The 17,720-nt window shown below is 60.2% G+C and carries 14 protein-coding genes; 6 read left to right on the plus strand and 8 right to left on the minus strand.

Annotated features, from left to right (window positions below):
* Nucleotides 1–162: 162 nt before the first annotated feature.
* The 4 genes from G5367_RS07535 to trmB all read right to left on the minus strand — a co-directional run bounded on the left by G5367_RS07535 (nucleotide 163) and on the right by trmB (nucleotide 3,625).
* The gene (locus G5367_RS07535) at nucleotides 163–1,458 is read right to left on the minus strand and encodes a sulfurtransferase (protein ID WP_005362453.1); all 1,296 of its coding nucleotides are present in this window, start codon (nucleotides 1,456–1,458) and stop codon (nucleotides 163–165) included.
* 29 nt (nucleotides 1,459–1,487) lie between these two features.
* Nucleotides 1,488–2,408 carry a glutaminase B gene (glsB, locus tag G5367_RS07540; RefSeq protein WP_005348151.1) on the minus strand — a complete coding sequence of 307 codons (921 nt, stop codon included), beginning with the start codon at nucleotides 2,406–2,408 and terminating at the stop codon, nucleotides 1,488–1,490.
* A 122-nt stretch (nucleotides 2,409–2,530) separates the two neighbouring features.
* Nucleotides 2,531–2,863 (minus strand): YggL family protein, encoded by a 333-nt coding sequence (locus tag G5367_RS07545; RefSeq protein ID WP_421245164.1) that lies wholly within the window; start codon nucleotides 2,861–2,863, stop codon nucleotides 2,531–2,533.
* A 48-nt stretch (nucleotides 2,864–2,911) separates the two neighbouring features.
* Nucleotides 2,912–3,625 (minus strand): tRNA (guanosine(46)-N7)-methyltransferase TrmB, encoded by a 714-nt coding sequence (gene trmB / locus G5367_RS07550; RefSeq protein WP_421213130.1) that lies wholly within the window; start codon nucleotides 3,623–3,625, stop codon nucleotides 2,912–2,914.
* Nucleotides 3,626–3,899: 274 nt separating this feature from the next.
* On the opposite strand from trmB, the gene G5367_RS07555 reads away from it, so the two are divergent.
* Both G5367_RS07555 and G5367_RS07560 read left to right on the plus strand, forming a co-directional pair.
* Complete coding sequence (locus G5367_RS07555) at nucleotides 3,900–4,967, plus strand: M28 family metallopeptidase (protein ID WP_216978152.1); 1,068 nt, start codon at nucleotides 3,900–3,902, stop codon at nucleotides 4,965–4,967.
* 201 nt (nucleotides 4,968–5,168) lie between these two features.
* Complete coding sequence (locus tag G5367_RS07560) at nucleotides 5,169–6,350, plus strand: PLP-dependent aminotransferase family protein (RefSeq protein ID WP_421245163.1); 1,182 nt, start codon at nucleotides 5,169–5,171, stop codon at nucleotides 6,348–6,350.
* A 73-nt stretch (nucleotides 6,351–6,423) separates the two neighbouring features.
* Here the strand turns inward: G5367_RS07560 and G5367_RS07565 are convergent, their stop codons facing one another.
* Entirely contained in the window at nucleotides 6,424–7,953 is a 1,530-nt protein-coding gene (locus G5367_RS07565) for an EAL domain-containing protein (RefSeq protein ID WP_216978150.1), read from the minus strand.
* A gap of 246 nt (nucleotides 7,954–8,199) precedes the next feature.
* Here G5367_RS07565 and G5367_RS07570 point away from each other — a divergent pair, with 246 nt between their 5' ends.
* Nucleotides 8,200–9,105 (plus strand): TIGR01777 family oxidoreductase, encoded by a 906-nt coding sequence (locus tag G5367_RS07570; protein ID WP_421245162.1) that lies wholly within the window; start codon nucleotides 8,200–8,202, stop codon nucleotides 9,103–9,105.
* Between the two features lie 117 nt (nucleotides 9,106–9,222).
* Here the strand turns inward: G5367_RS07570 and G5367_RS07575 are convergent, their stop codons facing one another.
* Both G5367_RS07575 and G5367_RS07580 read right to left on the minus strand, forming a co-directional pair.
* Nucleotides 9,223–11,670 carry an ABC transporter permease gene (locus tag G5367_RS07575; protein WP_421245161.1) on the minus strand — a complete coding sequence of 816 codons (2,448 nt, stop codon included), beginning with the start codon at nucleotides 11,668–11,670 and terminating at the stop codon, nucleotides 9,223–9,225.
* Between the two features lie 36 nt (nucleotides 11,671–11,706).
* Nucleotides 11,707–12,402 (minus strand): ABC transporter ATP-binding protein, encoded by a 696-nt coding sequence (locus G5367_RS07580; RefSeq protein WP_421245160.1) that lies wholly within the window; start codon nucleotides 12,400–12,402, stop codon nucleotides 11,707–11,709.
* A 56-nt stretch (nucleotides 12,403–12,458) separates the two neighbouring features.
* Here G5367_RS07580 and G5367_RS07585 point away from each other — a divergent pair, with 56 nt between their 5' ends.
* The gene (locus tag G5367_RS07585) at nucleotides 12,459–13,070 is read left to right on the plus strand and encodes an arylesterase (protein ID WP_421245159.1); all 612 of its coding nucleotides are present in this window, start codon (nucleotides 12,459–12,461) and stop codon (nucleotides 13,068–13,070) included.
* A gap of 15 nt (nucleotides 13,071–13,085) precedes the next feature.
* Here G5367_RS07585 and G5367_RS07590 read toward each other — a convergent pair whose 3' ends face one another.
* Nucleotides 13,086–16,541: a NahK/ErcS family hybrid sensor histidine kinase/response regulator gene (locus G5367_RS07590; RefSeq protein WP_421245158.1), complete on the minus strand. Its 3,456-nt coding sequence runs from the start codon at nucleotides 16,539–16,541 to the stop codon at nucleotides 13,086–13,088.
* Nucleotides 16,542–16,887: 346 nt separating this feature from the next.
* Here G5367_RS07590 and G5367_RS07595 point away from each other — a divergent pair, with 346 nt between their 5' ends.
* Both G5367_RS07595 and G5367_RS07600 read left to right on the plus strand, forming a co-directional pair.
* A complete protein-coding gene (locus G5367_RS07595) occupies nucleotides 16,888–17,499 on the plus strand; it encodes a DUF2975 domain-containing protein (protein WP_421245157.1) in 612 nt (203 codons plus the stop codon).
* A gap of 7 nt (nucleotides 17,500–17,506) precedes the next feature.
* Nucleotides 17,507–17,716 carry a helix-turn-helix domain-containing protein gene (locus G5367_RS07600; protein WP_201949611.1) on the plus strand — a complete coding sequence of 70 codons (210 nt, stop codon included), beginning with the start codon at nucleotides 17,507–17,509 and terminating at the stop codon, nucleotides 17,714–17,716.
* The last annotated feature ends 4 nt before the right edge of the window (nucleotides 17,717–17,720 follow it).

Raw genomic sequence — 17,720 nt, forward strand, 5'->3', positions numbered from 1 at the left:
TTGAAGCCTAGTTCAATCGCACGGCACGGGATGGCAGGATGAGCAAAGCGGGATCGCCGTCAATAATCAGCGACTTAGCCTCGCTATCTGGCCGGGTGGCGAGCGCAATGAAAAAGGCCGGACATCTCTGTCCGGCCTCTTCTTTCAAGCGCAATAACGCAATCATGACTTGGCAGGCTGACGCTCACCGGTCACGGTCGGGTTCTTGGGATCGGAACTCCACTCGTACCAACCGCCGTCGTAGACGCTGATCTGTTTCCAGTCCATCAGCCAAGCGTAGAAGAAAGCCTCGGAGGCGCGCCAGCCGGTACCGCAGTAGAACGCGGCCTGCTGAGTTGGCTCGATGTTCCACTGCTCCCACATGGCGAGGATCTCGCGGGCCGGCTTCATGGTGCCGTCCGGGTTGTGGAAGTCGCTCATGCTGTTGGCATCCACCCCGCCGTGACCCCACTTGGCCCCCGGGATATCACCCTTCGGCTTGATGTAGCTGTAACCTGAGGTGTTGCCGACAAACTCGTCCCAGGTACGCACGCTGACCAGTGCGCTATCGGGCTGCTTGAGCAACTCTTTCGCCTGACTTAACGTGGTGTAGTACTCAGGGTGAGCGGGAATGGCCACGCCAAACTCCTTCACCGGCTCATATTTGTTGGGCAGACCCGTTTCGGTACGCAGGTGCTGGATAAACCAGGCATCCAGACCACCGTCCAGCAGGCGTACATCTTTCACCCCCGCATACATCATCAGGTGCGCGGCACGGGCAGCCGCCATGGTGTTGCGACCATAGAGGATGACGGTGGTGTCGTGACGGATGCCGTTATCCAGCAGCAGCTTCTTGAGCGCTTCGTCAGAGACCTTGTTCCACAGCGGCTCCTCTTCGAGGCTGTTGGTATCGATATATCCGGCCCCCGGGATGTGGCTGATGAGGTAGGCCTTGGGTGAACCCCAATCCACTTCAAACAGCTTCCAGTCACCCTTGGGCGCAGCGGCAACCGGCTTGCCCTCTTGCAGATCCGCCAACCAGCGCGGATAGACCAGCTGCTGCCAGCGTGCCAGCGACTCGCGCGGTGCGGCTTGCCACCCTTGCAGCTCAAACAGCTGCTTGATCCCCTGCTTGCGCAGCAGACGGGCCACCTCGGCCACTTCGCGGGACGCGCCGTAGAGGGCAACCGGACGATCGGCCTTCAGCCCCTTGATCTCGAGCGCCTTTGGCCACTCTTCATCGCTGTATTTCCACTCGGCAGAGAGGTTCTCGGCGCCCGCCACATGGCCGCCCTGCTTCTCCCCTTCCATCGGCCACCCCTGATAGAAGTAGCTGGCGCGGGTATCCAGGATGACAGCCTGTTTGGCCTTGGCATCGGCCAGCGAGAGCGGTGGCAACTCCCCTGCCACGGCGGGCAGGGCACACCAGAGCAGTAAGGTCGCCAGCGCGGCCTGCAGGAAGCGAAGATGTCGTTTCATGGTGATTTCTCGATTCATAGTGAACAAGGTTAAAAAATGGAGCGACCCAGCCGCTCGGCCAGCAGCTCCAGCGCCGCCGTGCCCGCCAGCGAGTTACCGGCTTTGTTGAGCTCCGGCGACCAGACACAGACGCAGAGCTCGCCCGGGATCAGGGCGATGATACCGCCGCCGACACCCGATTTGCCCGGCATGCCGACACGATAGGCAAAATCGCCCGCCTCATCATAGAGACCGCAGGTGGCGAGCAAGGCGTTGACCTGTTTGGTGGTGCGGGCGGGCAGCAGCGGCACGCTCTCACCCAGTGGCACACCACGGTTGGCCAGATAGATGAATGCCCGCGCCAGATCGACGCAGCTCATGCGAATGGCACAGGCATTGAAGTAGCTTTGCAGCACCTTGTCCACTTCGTTTTCGAAGTTGCCATAGGCCTTCATCAGATAGGCGATGGCGGCGTTGCGGGCAGAGTGCTGATATTCGGAGCGGGCGACCACCTGATCCGCCATGATGGCCGGATTGCCGGAAAGACGGCGCACCAGCTCGAGGGTACGCTGACGCGGCGCAGTGAGGCGGGTCTCCAGCAGATCGCTCACCACCAGCGCCCCGGCATTGATAAAGGGGTTGCGGGGGATCCCCTGCTCGAACTCGAGCTGCACCAGCGAGTTGAAGGGCTGGCCGGAGGGCTCCTTGCCAACCCGGGCCCAGATCTCCTCCTCCTGATAGAGAGTGAGTGCCAGGGTCAGGCTCAGGGCCTTGGAGATACTCTGGATGGAGAAGGGTTCAAAAGCGTCACCGGCGGTGAACAGCTCCCCCTCGACGGTACAGACTGCGATACCAAGCCGATCGGCCGGTACCTGAGCCAGTGCCGGAATGTAGTCGGCCACCTTGCCTTGTCCCAGCAACGGGCGCACCTCTTCGAGGATGCTGGCCAGTAATTCGGATGACAACACCATAAGCAATAAGCGATTCCATGACTAAAACAGCGGTGGAGATCCCATCCCCACTGACAAAAATCCCGCCAGCGGCGGGATTTTTCAGTTACCCACAACAAGGCGCCAGATGCGGCAGCCTTGTATCAGGCCGGTTCACCGTACCAGAGGTCGAACAGCTCGGTAACGACCACAGCTTCCATCCCCTTGCCTTCCAGCCAGGATTTGACGGCAGCGCGGTCTTCTTCGGTACACTTGCCCAGTTGCTGGGTGCAGATCATCCCTTCCCAGGCCAGGTGACCGGAGCCGGCAAAAGCCAGTTTACGGGGTTCAACAACCTCATCGATCATCGCATCGACTACCGCATCGATGGTCTCTTCGGCAGTGCCGACCGGGAAGTTGAAACTGATGTCGAAACCCATTTCCTGGAAATCATCGACGCGCAGTTTCTTGCGCAGGCGGCGGCTACGATTGGCCATGATAGCTCCTCAAGTTAGTTGATACGCTAGGTGTGTTGACGTGCCAGCTTAGCTGACACGCTTGAAAATCAGATCCCAAACCCCGTGGCCGAGACGGTGGCCACGTTGTTCAAATTTGGTCAGCGGACGCCAGTCAGGGCGCGGCACCCAGTTACCGGAGGCAGAGGTGTTCTCGTAACCCTCGGCGGCGCTCATCACTTCCAGCATGTGCTCTGCATAGTTTTCCCAGTCGGTCGCCATGTGGAACACGCCACCGATGGCCAGCTTCTGGCGAATATCCTGGGCAAACGCAGGCTGTACGATGCGACGCTTGTGGTGACGGCTCTTGTGCCAGGGATCCGGGAAGAAGAGCTGCAGGCAGGAGAGTGAACCGTTCGGGATCATGTGCTCCAGCACTTCGACTGCGTCGTGACAAATGACCTTGAGATTGGTGACGCCCGCTTCCTGCGCGCTGCCCAGACAGGCCCCCACGCCCGGGGTGTGCACTTCAATACCGATGAAGTTCTTCTCGGGGGCATTCCTGGCCATCTCGACCAAAGAGGCGCCCATGCCAAAACCGATCTCCAGCACCACAGGAGCTTCACGGCCAAACAGCGCGACCAGATCGAGCTGCTTTGGCTCGAAATCGATGCCCATGACCGGCCAGAGCTCTTCCAGGGCCTTCTCCTGCCCTTTGGTCAGGCGGCCTTCGCGACGGACAAAGCTGCGGATCTTGCGCATGAACTTGCCGTCTTCGTTAAATACATCTTGGGTCACAGGCATAATGGTCTCGTTATTTCATCAATCCGGGTAATACATCTTGTGTCCGATCCCGAGCGGGACCGCTCGCGGCTCGGCATTTCATCGACCCGCGAAAACAGGGGAGCGAATTATCCCAAGATAGGCCCAAGGCGCAAGTGTTTCACGAAACAAATCCCTCATCTCTCACCAATTCATCTATAACGGTTGACAAATGCCGACCCGTTCACAGAATCGGTCACGCGTCGAGTGCATGCTGCCTGCGCAAATAAAACCATACACAACAAAGGATTGCAGTATGAAATACACAGCATTGGCGTTTGCCATCACCGCTTTGCTTGCGGGGTGCAACACATCAACAAATGACTCGCAAGCTCCTGCCGCCGCCGAGCAAGCCTATGAGTATCTGGTGCAGTTGAGTTCAACCGCAGAAGGGATTGGCGCACGCCCCACGGGGACAGAGGCAGAAACTCGTGCCGCGGCCTGGATCCAGGACCATCTGACCGGTTGGGGCTACGATGTGCAACGCCAGCCCTTCACCTACACCAAAAATGGCGCCAGTAAAAACTCCCAAAACCTGATCGCAGAGCTCAAGGGTAAGAGTGACAAGGTGATCCTGATCGGCGCCCACTACGACAGCACAGGTGACAAGAAAGGCTCTGAAGGGGCCACCGACAACGGCGCTGGCGTCGCGGCCCTGCTGGCAGTGGCGGAGGAGCTTAAAGGACAAACCTTGCCCTACACGGTTCGCTTTGCATTCTTCGGCGCGGAGGAGAACGGTCTCAACGGTTCCAAAGCCTATGCCGCCAGCCTCGACAGCACCGCCGTCGCCAAGCTGCTGGCGATGGTGAACTACGACACCATCGCCGGGGGCGACATCGTCTACGTCCACTCAGCCCACTCGGACGTCGCCGAATACAACTGCGCCGATCCGAGCCGCTACAGCTTCGATCCCAAGGTGCGGGATCGCCTCCTCACCCTCTCCAAACAGACAGCGACCCCATTTGCCATTCATCCCAGCTACAGCGGTTATCCGGAAGGGGAGACCGGCAGCTGGTCAGATCACGCCCCCTTTGCCTGCCTGGGGGTGCCGATCGCCTACGTTGAAGCGACCAACTTCACCATCAACGGTGCAGATGGCTACGACGGCTACTCCCAAAGTACCAATCCCGCACTATGGGATTGCTACGACGATGCCACCAAGAGCGCCTGCGATCGTGACAGCGAAACCCAGTGGGGAAAAATCTGGCACACCCAGTATGACCGCCTCGACAAGATGGCGGAACTATTCCCAGGCAGAGTAGAAAGCCAACTTGGCGCCAACACCGACCTGATGATCCGCTTCCTCAAGGAACCGGGTTTGTAAGGTCAGTTGCTTTTCAACAAAACAAGATCGCCCCAACTCAATGCATTGTCGCCACACAGACAGGTAAAATTCGGGCAGGTGCCAAACCTGCCCTTTTTGGGCGATTTTTGTGACAATCATTGCCTCATTTCTGAAATCTGATACAAACGGATAACCTGGCGGTCGAATGGAGCGACCGCCCACATGCCGAGAGAATTGTCTATGCAGCCGTTTTTTGCCCAGCGCTTCGAGAAAGTCGAACCTTCCTTTATCCGTGAAATCCTCAAAGTTGCCGCCAATCCGGAGATCATCTCCTTCGCCGGTGGCCTGCCCAACCCCCATCTGTTTCCGGTCAAGGCGATCGATCAGGCCTGTCAGGATGTACTGCGCGAGCAAGGGGCTGCCGCCCTGCAATATGCGGCGACAGAGGGCTTCGCTCCACTGCGCCAGTATATTGCCGACCGCTATCTGGCCCGCCACGGCATGCAGGTCAATCCGGACAACATCCTCATTACCAGCGGATCCCAGCAGGCGCTGGATCTGCTGGGCAAGGTACTGATCGACGAGGGACAGGATCTCATTATTGAAGAGCCGGGTTACCTTGGCGCCATCCAGGCCTTCTCTGTCTACCAACCCACCTTCAAGCCAATTACCCTCGGCGAAGCTGGACTGGATCTGGCGGCGCTGGATGCGTTGCTGGCAAACGGCTCAAATGCCAAGCTGCTCTACGGCGTGCCCAATTTCCAGAACCCGAGCGGCGTCTCCTACAGCCGTGCCAATCGCGAGGCGCTAGCCGAACGACTGGTCAACCACGAGCTGTTGATGGTGGAAGATGACCCCTACGGCGAGCTGCGTTTCGAAGGGGAACATCTGCCCCCGATTGCCAAGCTGGCGCCACACAATACCGTGCTGCTCGGCTCCTTCTCGAAAACCGTGGTGCCCGCCTTCCGTCTGGGCTGGATGCTGGTGCCGGAGTGGCTGCGCAAGAAGGTGACTATCGCCAAACAGGCCACCGACCTGCACAGCAACGCCTTCAGCCAGCAGGTGCTGCACCGCTTCCTGACCGACAATTCACTGGATGCCCATCTGGAGAAGATCAAGGAGGTCTATGGTCGCCAGCGTGCCGCCATGGAAGCCGCGCTTGCCCGTCACTGCCCGCCCGGCGTCAGCTACACCAGACCCGAAGGGGGCATGTTCCTCTGGCTGACCCTGCCTGACCACATCAGTGCCATGGCGCTGTTTGACGAGGCGATCAAGGAGAAGGTGGCCTTCGTACCCGGCGCCCCCTTCTACGTGCGCCCAGAGATCAAGAACACCTTGCGTCTGAGCTTCTCCTGCGTCGCTGAAGCGACCATCGAGGAGGGGGTCAAACGCTTGGCCCGCGCCCTCCAGCGCATGCTCTGATCGCCCAAGCCAAACCGTATCAACAAAAAACCAGCGATCATCGCTGGTTTTTTTATGTCCTCAACGCAACCCATCAGCCAAACAGGGTCTTGCAAAACTGCTTCATCGGGATGGGACGGCCATAGAGATACCCTTGCAAATAATCAACATGGCGAGTCCGCAGGTAGTCCGACTGCACCTCAGTCTCCACCCCTTCCGCAACCAGCTTCAAACCCAGCCGGGTTGCAAGATCGATCACATTCTCGACGATATGGCTGGAAAGGGCATCAGACCCGATCATTCCGACAAAGCTCTGATCGATCTTGAGCGCATCTACCTGGAACTGCTGCAGATAAGTCAGGCTGGAGTGGCCGGTACCAAAGTCATCGATGGCGATCATGACTCCCAACTGACGCAATTCAGCAAACAGCTTGTCGGTCGTCTCGTCCGCAACAATCAGCTCCCGTTCGGTCAGCTCCAGCACCAACTTGACGGGGTTATCCTTGAAGGCGTTGATAAAATCCCTGCAGTCGGTCACCAAGCTCAAATCCTTGCAGTGACTGGCACAAATGTTGAAACCGAAATGAAATCCGGCTGGCAACTTGCGGGCATCAGGGGAGAAATAGTCGCGCACCTGAGTCATCAGCAGGCTGGTCATGGGCACGATCAACCCGCTATCTTCCGCCAGCGGAATAAAGCGATCCGGCGAGATCATCCCCTGCTTGGGATGTTGCCAGCGCATCAGCACCTCACAGCCATGCCATCGCTCATCCTCACCGGAAACCACCGGCTGCAGGTAGGGGATAAACTCCTCCTCGATCAACGCCCGCTTGAGCTCCTCTGATGGTGAGCGGCTACGCCCCATCAGCCTGAAGGAACCGATCCCGACCAGCAAGGCCAGCAGAGGATAGAGCACGATACTGCCTGCGGAGTGGCGCCAAGCGTGGATCAGATAATCATGGTTAGTGACCTGAGTGGCTACCTGGTAAGGGAAACTGGCTGACCGATAGGATAGATACCCCTCTTCCGTAGCAGAAGGGGCGGGCCCCATCTGGCCCGAACCAAACAGCGCCGTATTTCCCACCACCAGGGCAATCCGTGAATTCTTGCTGGAGATATCCAGGGTATTGCGCAGGTAGTACCCATCTACCACGATCAATACACTCCCCTTGTCTGTCTGGTGACGCAGCACGATCAACGGACGATCCGGTGTGACCTCATTACCCGGTAGCAGTTGTAGCCTGCCTTCCACATAGATGTCCGGATTGAAGAGACCATCGTAGTCACCATAGAGCGAGGTGCAGTAGATGTGGCTACCAATAGCCAGATTGGCGGAACGCACATCGGGTACCGTAGTCACCTGCTCGCGCAACCGCTGTGCCGCCTCCTGGCAGGGGTGACCCAGCATCCCCTCCAAATTGATGGCTGCTTGCCGAGCATGATTGAAGGTCCTGTCGAACATCTCCATAGCCCGCTGCAAACGAGACTCCGCATCCCGCTCTATCTCCGAAACAGTTTGCCAGATGATGGCAGCCCCCCCCAGCAGCAGGATCCCCACCCCAATCAACAGCGACACCAGAAGCCGCTTGTAGAGCTGACGAAGTTTCAATCGACGAAATGGCATACGGCCTCTTTATTGTGCAAGTCGGGGGACAGCCCGGATGGAAGGCGACAAGGATCGCAATGACTTCGATGGAGCAAAATAACCACCCGACAGAAATCAATCAGTTAACGCTATTATTCCACACCTGGCGGCAAATCAGCGGCACGGTTAACACAGTTGAGTTGCTCATCACATACTCTGCGACCCTGCTTGTTGATCCAGAATCAGCCAATTAGAGTAGAGCAAAAGGGAGCAGGAGTGTGCAGCATGAAAATTCTGATTACCGGCGGAACAGGCTTTATCGGCCGCAAGCTGGTTGCCCATCTCAAGGTCAATCACGAGGTCGTGGTATTGAGCAGGCAGGGGAGCCGCGCATACTCCCTGCTGGGTCACGATATCAAGGTATTGGATAACCTAGACCGACTCGATGACCTCAATGACGTGGACGCCGTGATCAATCTGGCGGGTGAACCCATTGCCGCCGGGCGCTGGAGCGAGTCGCGCAAACAACTGCTCTGCGATAGCCGCTGGCTGCTGACCGAGCAGCTGGTGGATCTCATCAAACTCTCCAGCACACCGCCCAAGGTGCTGATCAACGCCTCCGCCATCGGCTGGTATGGCAAACAGGGTACCGAAACCCTCGACGAGCAGTGCAGCTCTCCCCACGACGAGTTTACCCACCAGCTCTGCCAGCAATGGGAAACCCTGGCGCAGGAGGCCCAGAGCAGCCAGACCCGAGTCTGTATCGTACGAATCGGACTGGTACTCGGCATGGAGGGAGGCGCGCTACCCAAAATGCTCCCCCCCTACCGACTCGGCCTCGGCGGCCCCATGGGCTCGGGCAAACAGATAATGAGCTGGATCCATGTGCAGGATCTGGTACGCGCCATGCTGTTCTTGCTGGAGCACGAAGAGTGCGGCGGCATCTTCAACGGAACGGCGCCCCATCCGGTCAGCAATCGGGAGTTCAGCGAGACGCTGGCCGCTACCCTGCACCGACCGCACCTCTTCTTCGTTCCCGCCCCCCTGTTGCGACTGGCCATGGGCGAAGCGGCAGACCTGCTGCTGACCGGGCAAAAAGTGCTACCAGCCCGGCTGCAACAGGCCGGTTTTCACTTCAGCTATCCCGAACTGCCTAGTGCCCTCGCCAATCTGCTGCGCGAGCCCCGTTAACCGATGCCAGCTCTCTGATCCTGTTCATCAATACCTCGCATAGCAAGCAGCCCGACCAATGGCCGGGCTGCTTGCTTATTGTTTGCACCTTGTGTGCATCGGCTCACGCTGGCGGGATTACAACAATCCCTGACCCAGACCCCGCAGCCGATCGCTCAGGGTGCCAGCCAGCAGCTGGCGCTGCATTCCCTGCCCCGCCAGCGTCACCAGCAGCGCCCCCAGCGTCGGCAGACCAAGCCAGATGGCCCAGTGGAACTGCCACTGCCCCTCGAACCACCACCACTGCAGGCCAAAGGAGCAGAGCTCCACCACCATGGCGGCACAGAGCCCCGCCAGCGCACCACTGGCCACCAGCTCCCAGCGCAGCATCTTCCTGAGCAGATCGCTGCTGGCACCCAGAGTGCGCATCAGCAACAGCTCGCGCCGACGCTGAGCCATGCTGGCCTGTGTCTGGGTCAGCAGCACCAGCAGAGCCGCCACCGTCACCAGCCCCAGCATCAACGCCAGTGCCCGGCTCACCTGCTCAGATACCTGCGTAAGCCGCGCAATCAGGTCATCCACATCGATAAGGCTCACCGTGGGGTGGCGGCGAATAAGCTCCACCTCGGCAGTACGCCCAGCCTCGGGCAACCGGTAGCTGCCAAGCCAGGTGCGGGAGAAGGGTGCCAGCAGATCCCCGGAGAAGATCATGTAGAAGTTGGGGCGCATATTGTCCCACTTGATGCTGCGCAGACTGGTAACCCTGGCGCCGAAACTGCGACCCTCGATGGTAAAGGCGAGCATGTCCCCCAGCTTGATATCGAGTCGCTTGGCCAACTCGCTATCCACCGACACCTCGCCGGGCCCGGCGAGCCATTTCCCGGCCACTAGCTTGTTGTCGATTGGCAGGGTGGCGGTGGTAGTGAAGTTGAGCTCCCGATCGACCCCCTCGCGGCCACTGCTGGCCCCCTCGCCCACCGCCTCACCGGCGATATGGGTCAGCCTGCCGCGCACCATGGGGTAGAAGTCGGAGGTGGTGACCCCGGCTGCCGCCAGCTCGCTCAGGATCCCCTCCCGCTCATTCTCGGCCACATTGACCAGAAAACGGTTGGGTGCATCGACGGGAAGACGAGCCGAAAACTCATCCAGCAGATCGACCTTTGCCGCCCAGAGCAAGCCAAACAGCATCAATGCCAGCGCAAAGCCCGCCAGCTGGAACAGGCCGCTGCTGCGCTCGCGCGACAGGTGGGCCAGCGCCAACCGCAAGGCATGAGGCCCGTTCACGTTTGCTCCCAGCCGCAACATCAGCGCCGCCAGCAGGGCCAGCAGCCCCATCAGCAAGCCCATGCCACCCACCAGACCCAGCGCCAGCCGCACATCGGCGGTAAAGCCCCAAACCAGCGCAAACAGCCCGAGCAACCCGACCGGCAGGGCCAGCCAGGGGGGAATGCCCGCCTCCAGCTCCCGACGCAATACCCGCAGCGGCGGCACTTTCAGCAGCCGCAAGAAGGGCACAAAAGCGAGCAGCAGGGTGATAAAGAGCGCCACCGCTACTCCCAGGGCAAAGGGGCGCCAAGAGGGAGGCGGCAGATCCGGCGGCAGCAGGTCCCCCAGCAGTTGCAAGGTGATCCACTGCATGGCCGTACCCGCGACCAGACCCAGCAACGCGCCGATCAGCGTCAACGACAGCAGCAGGGTTCCCATCAGTTGCCAGAGCGAGCGACGGGATGCCCCCAGGGTTTTGAGCAGCGCCACCATATTGGTCTGGCGCTCGGCAAAGTGGCGCACCGCGATCCCCATCGCCAACGCCCCCAGCAATACCCCGCTTAGGGAAGCAAGCCGGAAGAAACGCTCGGCATTGGCCAGCGAGCGGCCCACTTGGGATTCGCTGTCATCCGGTTTGATCCACTTCTGTCCGGCCTGCAATTGTGGCAACAACCATTGCTCGTAACGGGCCAGCGATTCCCGCGGCCCCTTGAACAGATAGCGCCACTGCTGGCGGCTGCCGGGTAGCAGGGCACCGGTCGCCTCGATATCGGCACTGTGGATCAGCGCCCGCGGCGCCAGCAGGAAGGGGCTGAAGCCCTGATCCGGCTCCTCGCCAAGCAGGCCTGCCACCTTGAGCACCGTATTGCCCACCTCCAGCTCATCCCCCGTTTTGGCCTTAAGCAGCTGCATCACCCGGGCGGAGAGCCAGATCTCGCCGGGGGCCGGGGCACGGGCCGGTTCCAGCTCCAGCTTGCCGTAAAAGGGGAAACCGTCGGGCACCGCCCGAATGGAGGCGAGCTGCAACACATCACCGTGAAACAGCATGCTGTTGAAGCTGACGGTGGTCTGCACCATCAGACCATCCTGTTTCGCCCGTTCCAGCCAACCATCCGGCAGAGCAGCGGCAGTACGCAACACCCGATCCGCCCCGATAAAGTCGCGGCCCGATGCCTTGAGTCCGGCATCGAGCCGATCCGCTACCAGCGCCACACTCAAGACGCACGCCACGCTCAGGGCCAGCGCCAGCACAAACCAGCGCAGCTCGCCGCTGAAACCTTCCCGGCGAAGCAGCCGCCATCCCAATCGCCACTGCATCATCCCTTGCATCTCCCGCCTGATCCGCAGCTCAACCCGTTACACCACATCATGGGCCACCTCACGATCCAGTCTGCCCGCCGTCATGACCAGTTGCCGCTGGCAACGCTCGGCCAGCTGATGATCATGGGTCACTACCACCAAGGTGGTGCCGTGCTTGCGATTGAGTTCAAACAGCAGCTCGATCACCTTCTCGCCGGTCTTGCTGTCGAGGTTGCCGGTCGGCTCATCCGCCAGCAGCAGGCTGGGACGGGTCATAAAGGCGCGAGCGATGGCCACCCGCTGCTGCTCGCCGCCGGAGAGCCGTGGCGGCAGATGGTGCAACCGCTCGCCAAGCCCGACTGCAGCCAACAGCTCGCGGGCCCTCGGCTCGCAGTGGCGTTCGCCACGCAGCTCGGCAGGCAGCATCACATTCTCCAGCGCCGTCATGGTCGGGAGCAGCAGGAACGACTGGAACACAAACCCGATCTGTTCGGCGCGCAATCGGGCCCGCCCCTCCTCATCCAGCTCACCAAGGGATTTGCCGAGGATTTCGATACTCCCCTGACTCGGCAGATCGAGCCCGGCCAGCAGCCCCAGCAGGGTCGACTTGCCGGAGCCGGAGGCGCCAACCAGCGCCACCGTCTCGCCGCTATTGACTTGCAGATCGATCCCTTCAAGGATGGTGAGGCTTTCCTGGCCGAGGCGAACCGATTTGCCGAGGCCCTTGACGACAATAATGGGGGTTGAACTCATGCTCTGTATCCTTTGTTCCAATCCCTTGATGACAATCCATAGCGGGAGTTGAATTGATGGTGCGTATTCTGTTTGCCTTGTTCGTTGGCCTCGGCAGCCTGCTCTCGTCGGCTCAGGCCCAGACCCTGCTGGTACTGGGAGACAGCCTGAGCGCCGGCTATCAGATGCAGGTTGAGCAGAGCTGGCCCGCCCTGCTCAACCAGAAATGGCAGGCAGAGGGGGGCAAACACACCCTGCTCAATGCCAGCATCAGCGGTGAAACGACACAAGGGGCTCTGGCCCGTCTGCCCGCCCTGCTGAAGGAGCACAAGCCGGACTGGCTGCTGATCGAACTGGGGGGCAACGATGGCCTGCGCGGCTTCGCACCGACCATTACCCGCCAGAATCTGGCCAGTATGATCGCGCTCGCCAAGGAACAGCAGACCCGTGTGGTGTTGACCCAAATCCAGCTTCCCCGCAACTACGGTGCCCGCTATCTGCGCCAGTTTGAACAGATCTTTCCCGAGTTGGCCCAGGCTAACGATCTGCCCCTGCTGCCCTTCTTCATGGATGATATTGCGCTGCGCCCTGAACTTATGATGAACGATGGTATTCATCCCACCCCGGCGGCCCAGCCCAAAATCCGCGACAAGGTAGCCGCTTTTATTGAGCTTCTTATGGAGCCATAAGCAACATCCCCCTGTTTACCTCAGCAGCAGGCTGTTCATCAGGGCCCGCAGTTTGAGCGGTTTGACCGGCTTGCTGATGTAGCCATACCCTCGCTCACGGATCTGCACCTGCAACTCGCTCTTGCGATCGGCGCTGATGACGATGCCCCCCAACTCGTCACCACACACCTGTTGCAGCGCAGCCAGCGCCTCCAGCCCGGTCTTGCCATCGTCGAGGTGATAGTCGGAGAGCACCAATCTCGGCACAAACCCGTCTGCCACCAGCGCTTCGGCTTCGGCCAGATCGACGGCGCAACGCACCTCGCAGCCCCAACGGCTGAGCAAAGTGCTCATGGCGGTCAGAATATCCCGCTCATTGTCGATGCAGAGCACAGCTACGCCTTCCAGCTGGCTATCGCGTACTACAGGCGCCACCAACTGTTGAGGGACAACCGGTCGGGTGGCCAGATTGAGGGTCACCGCAAAGACCGATCCCTTGCCCGGCCAGCTTTGCAGGGTGAGCTGATGGCCAAGCACCTGCGAGATGCCGCGGGCGATGGCGAGCCCCAGACCCAGCCCCTGCTCCTTGGCGGTACGGGAGTGATCGAGACGGGAGAACTCGTCAAAAATAGCCTCCTGCTTGTCCTGCGGGATACCGGGGCCGTTGTCCCACACCTCGATGCGGATCTTGCTTCCTGACCTGCGACAACCGAGCAGCACCCGCCCCCCCGGATTGTAGCGAAACGCATTGGTCAGGAAATTCTGCAACACCCGGCGCAGCAGCCGCACATCGCTATGCACCGCATGCTTGCTCTCCACCACCGAGAAGTGGATCCCCCCCGCCTGTGCCAATACCCCAAATTCCGCCTTGAGGTTGTCGAACAAGTCATGCAGGGCGAAGTCGAGTTTCCTGGCTTTGAATTTGCCCGCTTCAAGCCGCGAGATATCGAGCAGATCGCTAATGAGATCCTCGGTCGCCCCCAGCGCATCGTCGATATGGTGGGCGATACGTGCCGGTTCCCCCTCGGCGGGCAACATCTCCAGCAGGGAGGAGGTAAACAGCTTGGCCGCATTGAGGGGCTGGGTCAGATCGTGGCTGACCGCCGCCAGAAAGCGACTCTTGGAGTGGTTGGCCCGCTCCACCTGCTGGTTCACCAGCAATAGTTGACGGTTGAGCTCGGAGAGCTCACGGGTGCGCTCGGCCACCCGTGCCTCCAGATGTTCGTTCGCTTCGCGCAGCACCCGTTCGGCATCGCGAAACGGGGTGATGTCAGTAAAGGTCATGACAAAACCACCGGCGGGCATGGGGTTGCCCTGCATCTCGATCACCCGCCCGTCCGGGCGCTCCCGCGCCGAGATATGGGCGCTGCCGCGTTTCATAAAGGCGACGCGCCGCGCCACGTGATCCTCGATATCGCCGGGGCCGCAAAGCCCCTGCTGCGCGTTGTAGCGGATGATCTCTTCAATGGGGCGCCCAGCCTGAATAAGCCCCGGCGGATAGTGGAACAGCTCGATGTAGCGGCGGTTCCAGGCCACCAGCCGAAGCTCCCTATCCACCACCGAGATCCCCTGCCCGATATGCTCGATCGCCCCCTGCAACAAGCCTCTGTTGAAGCGAAACACGTCGGAGGCCTCATCGACTATGGTGGCGATCTCCTCGAGCTGCATGTTGCGCCCCTGCAGGGCAGAGGCAAGCACCAGCCGTGCCGACGAGGTGCCAAACACCCCCGCCAGCAGCCGTTCGGTGTGGGCAATCAGCTCGGCCGAGGCCTGCATCTGGGGCGCCAGGGTGCCGCCCCGCTCACCGGCGAAGCGACCAAAAGCGCGCTTGACCCGGCTTGAGCCGACAAAACGAGCCGCCAGCATCTCCAGCTCCTTGACCGAGACCCGCGCCTGATAGAGGGCGGCGGTATCGCGGCTCGGCTTGCCGACAAAGTTGGCCGCCTGCAGCCGCTCGCTCACCGCAGGGCGCGACAGAAGCGAGCCTGCCACATAGCCGAGCAGGTTGAAGAGCAGGCTCAGGAAGATGCACCAGGCCCCGAGACTCAGCTCGCGAAACGCGGGCCAGTCCGGCGGTGCCAGCAGTTCGGCCAGCGGTGAACCGGCCAGCAGCCCGCTCTCCACCAGCAGGGTGACGAACCAGAGGCTCACCCCGAGGCTCAACCCAAGATAGACCCCCTTGCGATTGCCGTGACGCCAGTAGAGACCGAGCAGCAGGGCTGGCGCAAACTGGGCCACCGCGCCAAAAGAGAGATAGCCGATGCGCGACAAGCTGGTGAGATCGCCGAGCCAAAGGTAGAGCCCCCAGGCCGCCAGCAAGATCAGCAGGATGGCGCCACGGCGCACCTGCAACAGCAGCCGTACCAGCCGCTCGTCACGCCCCTGCCGCCAGAAGCGGCGCAGCAGCACCGGCAGCACCAGATCATTGCTCACCATGATCGCCAACGCGATGGTGCAGACGATCACCATGCCGGTGGCCGCCGAGGTGCCGCCGAGAAACGCCAGCATCGCCATGCCATCGAACCCGAGTGCCATCGGCAAACTGATCACATAGGTGTCGGAGGCCATGTCGGCACCCACCCACTGCTTGCCCGCCAGCGCCAGCGGCCAGATAAAGAGCCCCATCACGAACAGGTAGAGCGGGAAGATCCAGCGCGCCCAGTGCAGATCCTGCCCCTGATTGTTCTCCACCACAGTCACATGAAACTGGCGCGGCAGGCAGATGACGGCGCACATCGCCAGCACCGTATAGATGGCGAGCTCCAGCAGGTTGCCGGGGCTCACCGCCATCACCTGCGCAAAGAAGTCGCGGGTCACCTGTTCGTGAGCCTCGCCCGGTTTGCTCAGGATCAGCCAGAGGGCGAAGCCCCCCACCGCGATAAAGGCCAGCAATTTGACCACCGACTCGAAGGCGATGGCCACCACCATCCCCCTGTGGTGCTCGGTGGCATCGAGATGGCGAGTACCGAACAGGATGCTGAACAGCGCCAGCAGCAGAGTGACCCCGAGCGCCAACTCGCTGGTATTGCTGGTCGGGCTGATGCCGCCGCTGTTGACCATCAGCAGATCCAGCCCGGTGACGATGGCTTTGAGCTGCAACACCAGATAGGGGAGGATCCCCATGATGGCGATGAGGGCGATCACCATGGCGAGCCGCTGGGATTTGCCGTAACGAGCGGCGATAAAGTCGGCGATGGAAGTGATGTGTTCCCGTTTGGCTACCAGAATAAGGCGGGCCAGCAGCCGCCAGCCAAACAGAAAGACCAGCATGGGGCCAAGGTAGATGGGCACCGGCGACCAGGGCGATTCACTCGCCTGCCCCACGGTGCCGAAGAAGGTCCAGGAGGTGCAGTAGACCGCCAGCGACAGGCTGTAGAGCAGCGGTTGTCCCTTGAGACGGTGCCGTTTGTGCTTGTCTGCCACGAAGGCGATCAGAAACAGCAGCCCCAGATAGGTGAGCGACAATCCGATCAGCAGCCATCCCTGGTGCATCGATAACTCCTTGTCCATGTTGAGTTTTTGTATACAACCTCGCCAGTCTAGAGAGGCTGCAGCCAAAAGTCATCCCCTTCGGACAGATTGAAATTATCGTTTTTCAATAAGTTTAGCCTTGACTCTATATCGCAAAACGATAAACACTAGCGTCTGTTTATTGATAAACAATAATTTCATGCGCGCACGCTCCATCTTTTTTCTCTTTCAAGCAAGAGGTGAAACGATGAAACACCATACGCTCGGACACATCAGCGACCTTATCGAATGGTGCCTGCTGCTGACCCTGCTGGCAGCACCGTTCATGGCCCTAATCTTTCTGTCACATTCCATCTGGAGATAAACGATGAAACACAACAAGCTCGAACGAATGAGCGGCCTAATCGAGTGGGTTCTGCTATTTGCACTGGTGGCCACCCCACTTATGACCGTCATGGGAGCCTGGTCACACCTGTTGGGTGGCAACGACTATCTGCATCAGGAGCTGGTCGATGCCCTGGCAGTGAATGACGGTTCCACACTCAGTAATGTCCCACTGAACATGCCCTCACCAGTAGTGACCACTACGGCCCCCTCGATTGCCGACTACCCCCTCAATATGGGTACCCGCCTGCTGGCGACCTTGGTCATACTGCTGCCTGATGTAGTTTTCATGCTCATCCTGTGGCAACTGCTCCAGCTGTTTCGTGGCTATCGATGCGCCATGCTGTTCACCTTCGACCAGATCCGTCGTTACAAAATGATCGGACTGCTGCTGTGTGCCAGTTTCATCGCCGAGATCATCACCACGCCACTGCTGGATATAGCGCTCACTCTGCAAGGCCCTGAACTGCACGGCACCATCAATATCAGCTCCTCAAACTTTCAGTTGCTGCTGGCCGGATTGATCGTCTCGGCGCTGGCACTGGTCATGCGCGAGGCCAAACTGCTGGCCGATGAACAGCAACTGACGGTGTGAGGATCCTATGCCCATTATCATCCGCCTCGATGCCCTGCTGGCCGAGCGCAAAATGACCGCCCGCGAGCTGGCCCAGCGCATCGACATCACCGAGGCCAACCTCTCGATCCTCAAGAATGGCCACGCCAAGGCGGTGCGCTTCTCCACTCTGGAGGCCATCTGCCGTGAACTCAATTGCCAGCCCGGCGATCTGCTGGGCTACGAGCAGGAGCACTAACCCC

Source organism: Aeromonas sp. 604282 (genome assembly GCF_049170575.1).
Classification (GTDB): domain Bacteria; phylum Pseudomonadota; class Gammaproteobacteria; order Enterobacterales; family Aeromonadaceae; genus Aeromonas; species Aeromonas veronii_A.

What these genes read in the sequence shown, in the direction of transcription:
- G5367_RS07535 (WP_005362453.1), bottom strand. Translation starts at nt 1,458, where the DNA reads ATGAAACGACATCTTCGCTTCCTGCAGGCCGCGCTGGCGACCTTACTG.
- glsB (WP_005348151.1), bottom strand. Translation starts at nt 2,408, where the DNA reads ATGGTGTTGTCATCCGAATTACTGGCCAGCATCCTCGAAGAGGTGCGC.
- G5367_RS07545 (WP_421245164.1), bottom strand. Translation starts at nt 2,863, where the DNA reads ATGGCCAATCGTAGCCGCCGCCTGCGCAAGAAACTGCGCGTCGATGAT.
- trmB (WP_421213130.1), bottom strand. Translation starts at nt 3,625, where the DNA reads ATGCCTGTGACCCAAGATGTATTTAACGAAGACGGCAAGTTCATGCGC.
- G5367_RS07555 (WP_216978152.1), top strand. Translation starts at nt 3,900, where the DNA reads ATGAAATACACAGCATTGGCGTTTGCCATCACCGCTTTGCTTGCGGGG.
- G5367_RS07560 (WP_421245163.1), top strand. Translation starts at nt 5,169, where the DNA reads ATGCAGCCGTTTTTTGCCCAGCGCTTCGAGAAAGTCGAACCTTCCTTT.
- G5367_RS07565 (WP_216978150.1), bottom strand. Translation starts at nt 7,953, where the DNA reads ATGCCATTTCGTCGATTGAAACTTCGTCAGCTCTACAAGCGGCTTCTG.
- G5367_RS07570 (WP_421245162.1), top strand. Translation starts at nt 8,200, where the DNA reads ATGAAAATTCTGATTACCGGCGGAACAGGCTTTATCGGCCGCAAGCTG.
- G5367_RS07575 (WP_421245161.1), bottom strand. Translation starts at nt 11,670, where the DNA reads ATGATGCAGTGGCGATTGGGATGGCGGCTGCTTCGCCGGGAAGGTTTC.
- G5367_RS07580 (WP_421245160.1), bottom strand. Translation starts at nt 12,402, where the DNA reads ATGAGTTCAACCCCCATTATTGTCGTCAAGGGCCTCGGCAAATCGGTT.
- G5367_RS07585 (WP_421245159.1), top strand. Translation starts at nt 12,459, where the DNA reads ATGGTGCGTATTCTGTTTGCCTTGTTCGTTGGCCTCGGCAGCCTGCTC.
- G5367_RS07590 (WP_421245158.1), bottom strand. Translation starts at nt 16,541, where the DNA reads ATGCACCAGGGATGGCTGCTGATCGGATTGTCGCTCACCTATCTGGGG.
- G5367_RS07595 (WP_421245157.1), top strand. Translation starts at nt 16,888, where the DNA reads ATGAAACACAACAAGCTCGAACGAATGAGCGGCCTAATCGAGTGGGTT.
- G5367_RS07600 (WP_201949611.1), top strand. Translation starts at nt 17,507, where the DNA reads ATGCCCATTATCATCCGCCTCGATGCCCTGCTGGCCGAGCGCAAAATG.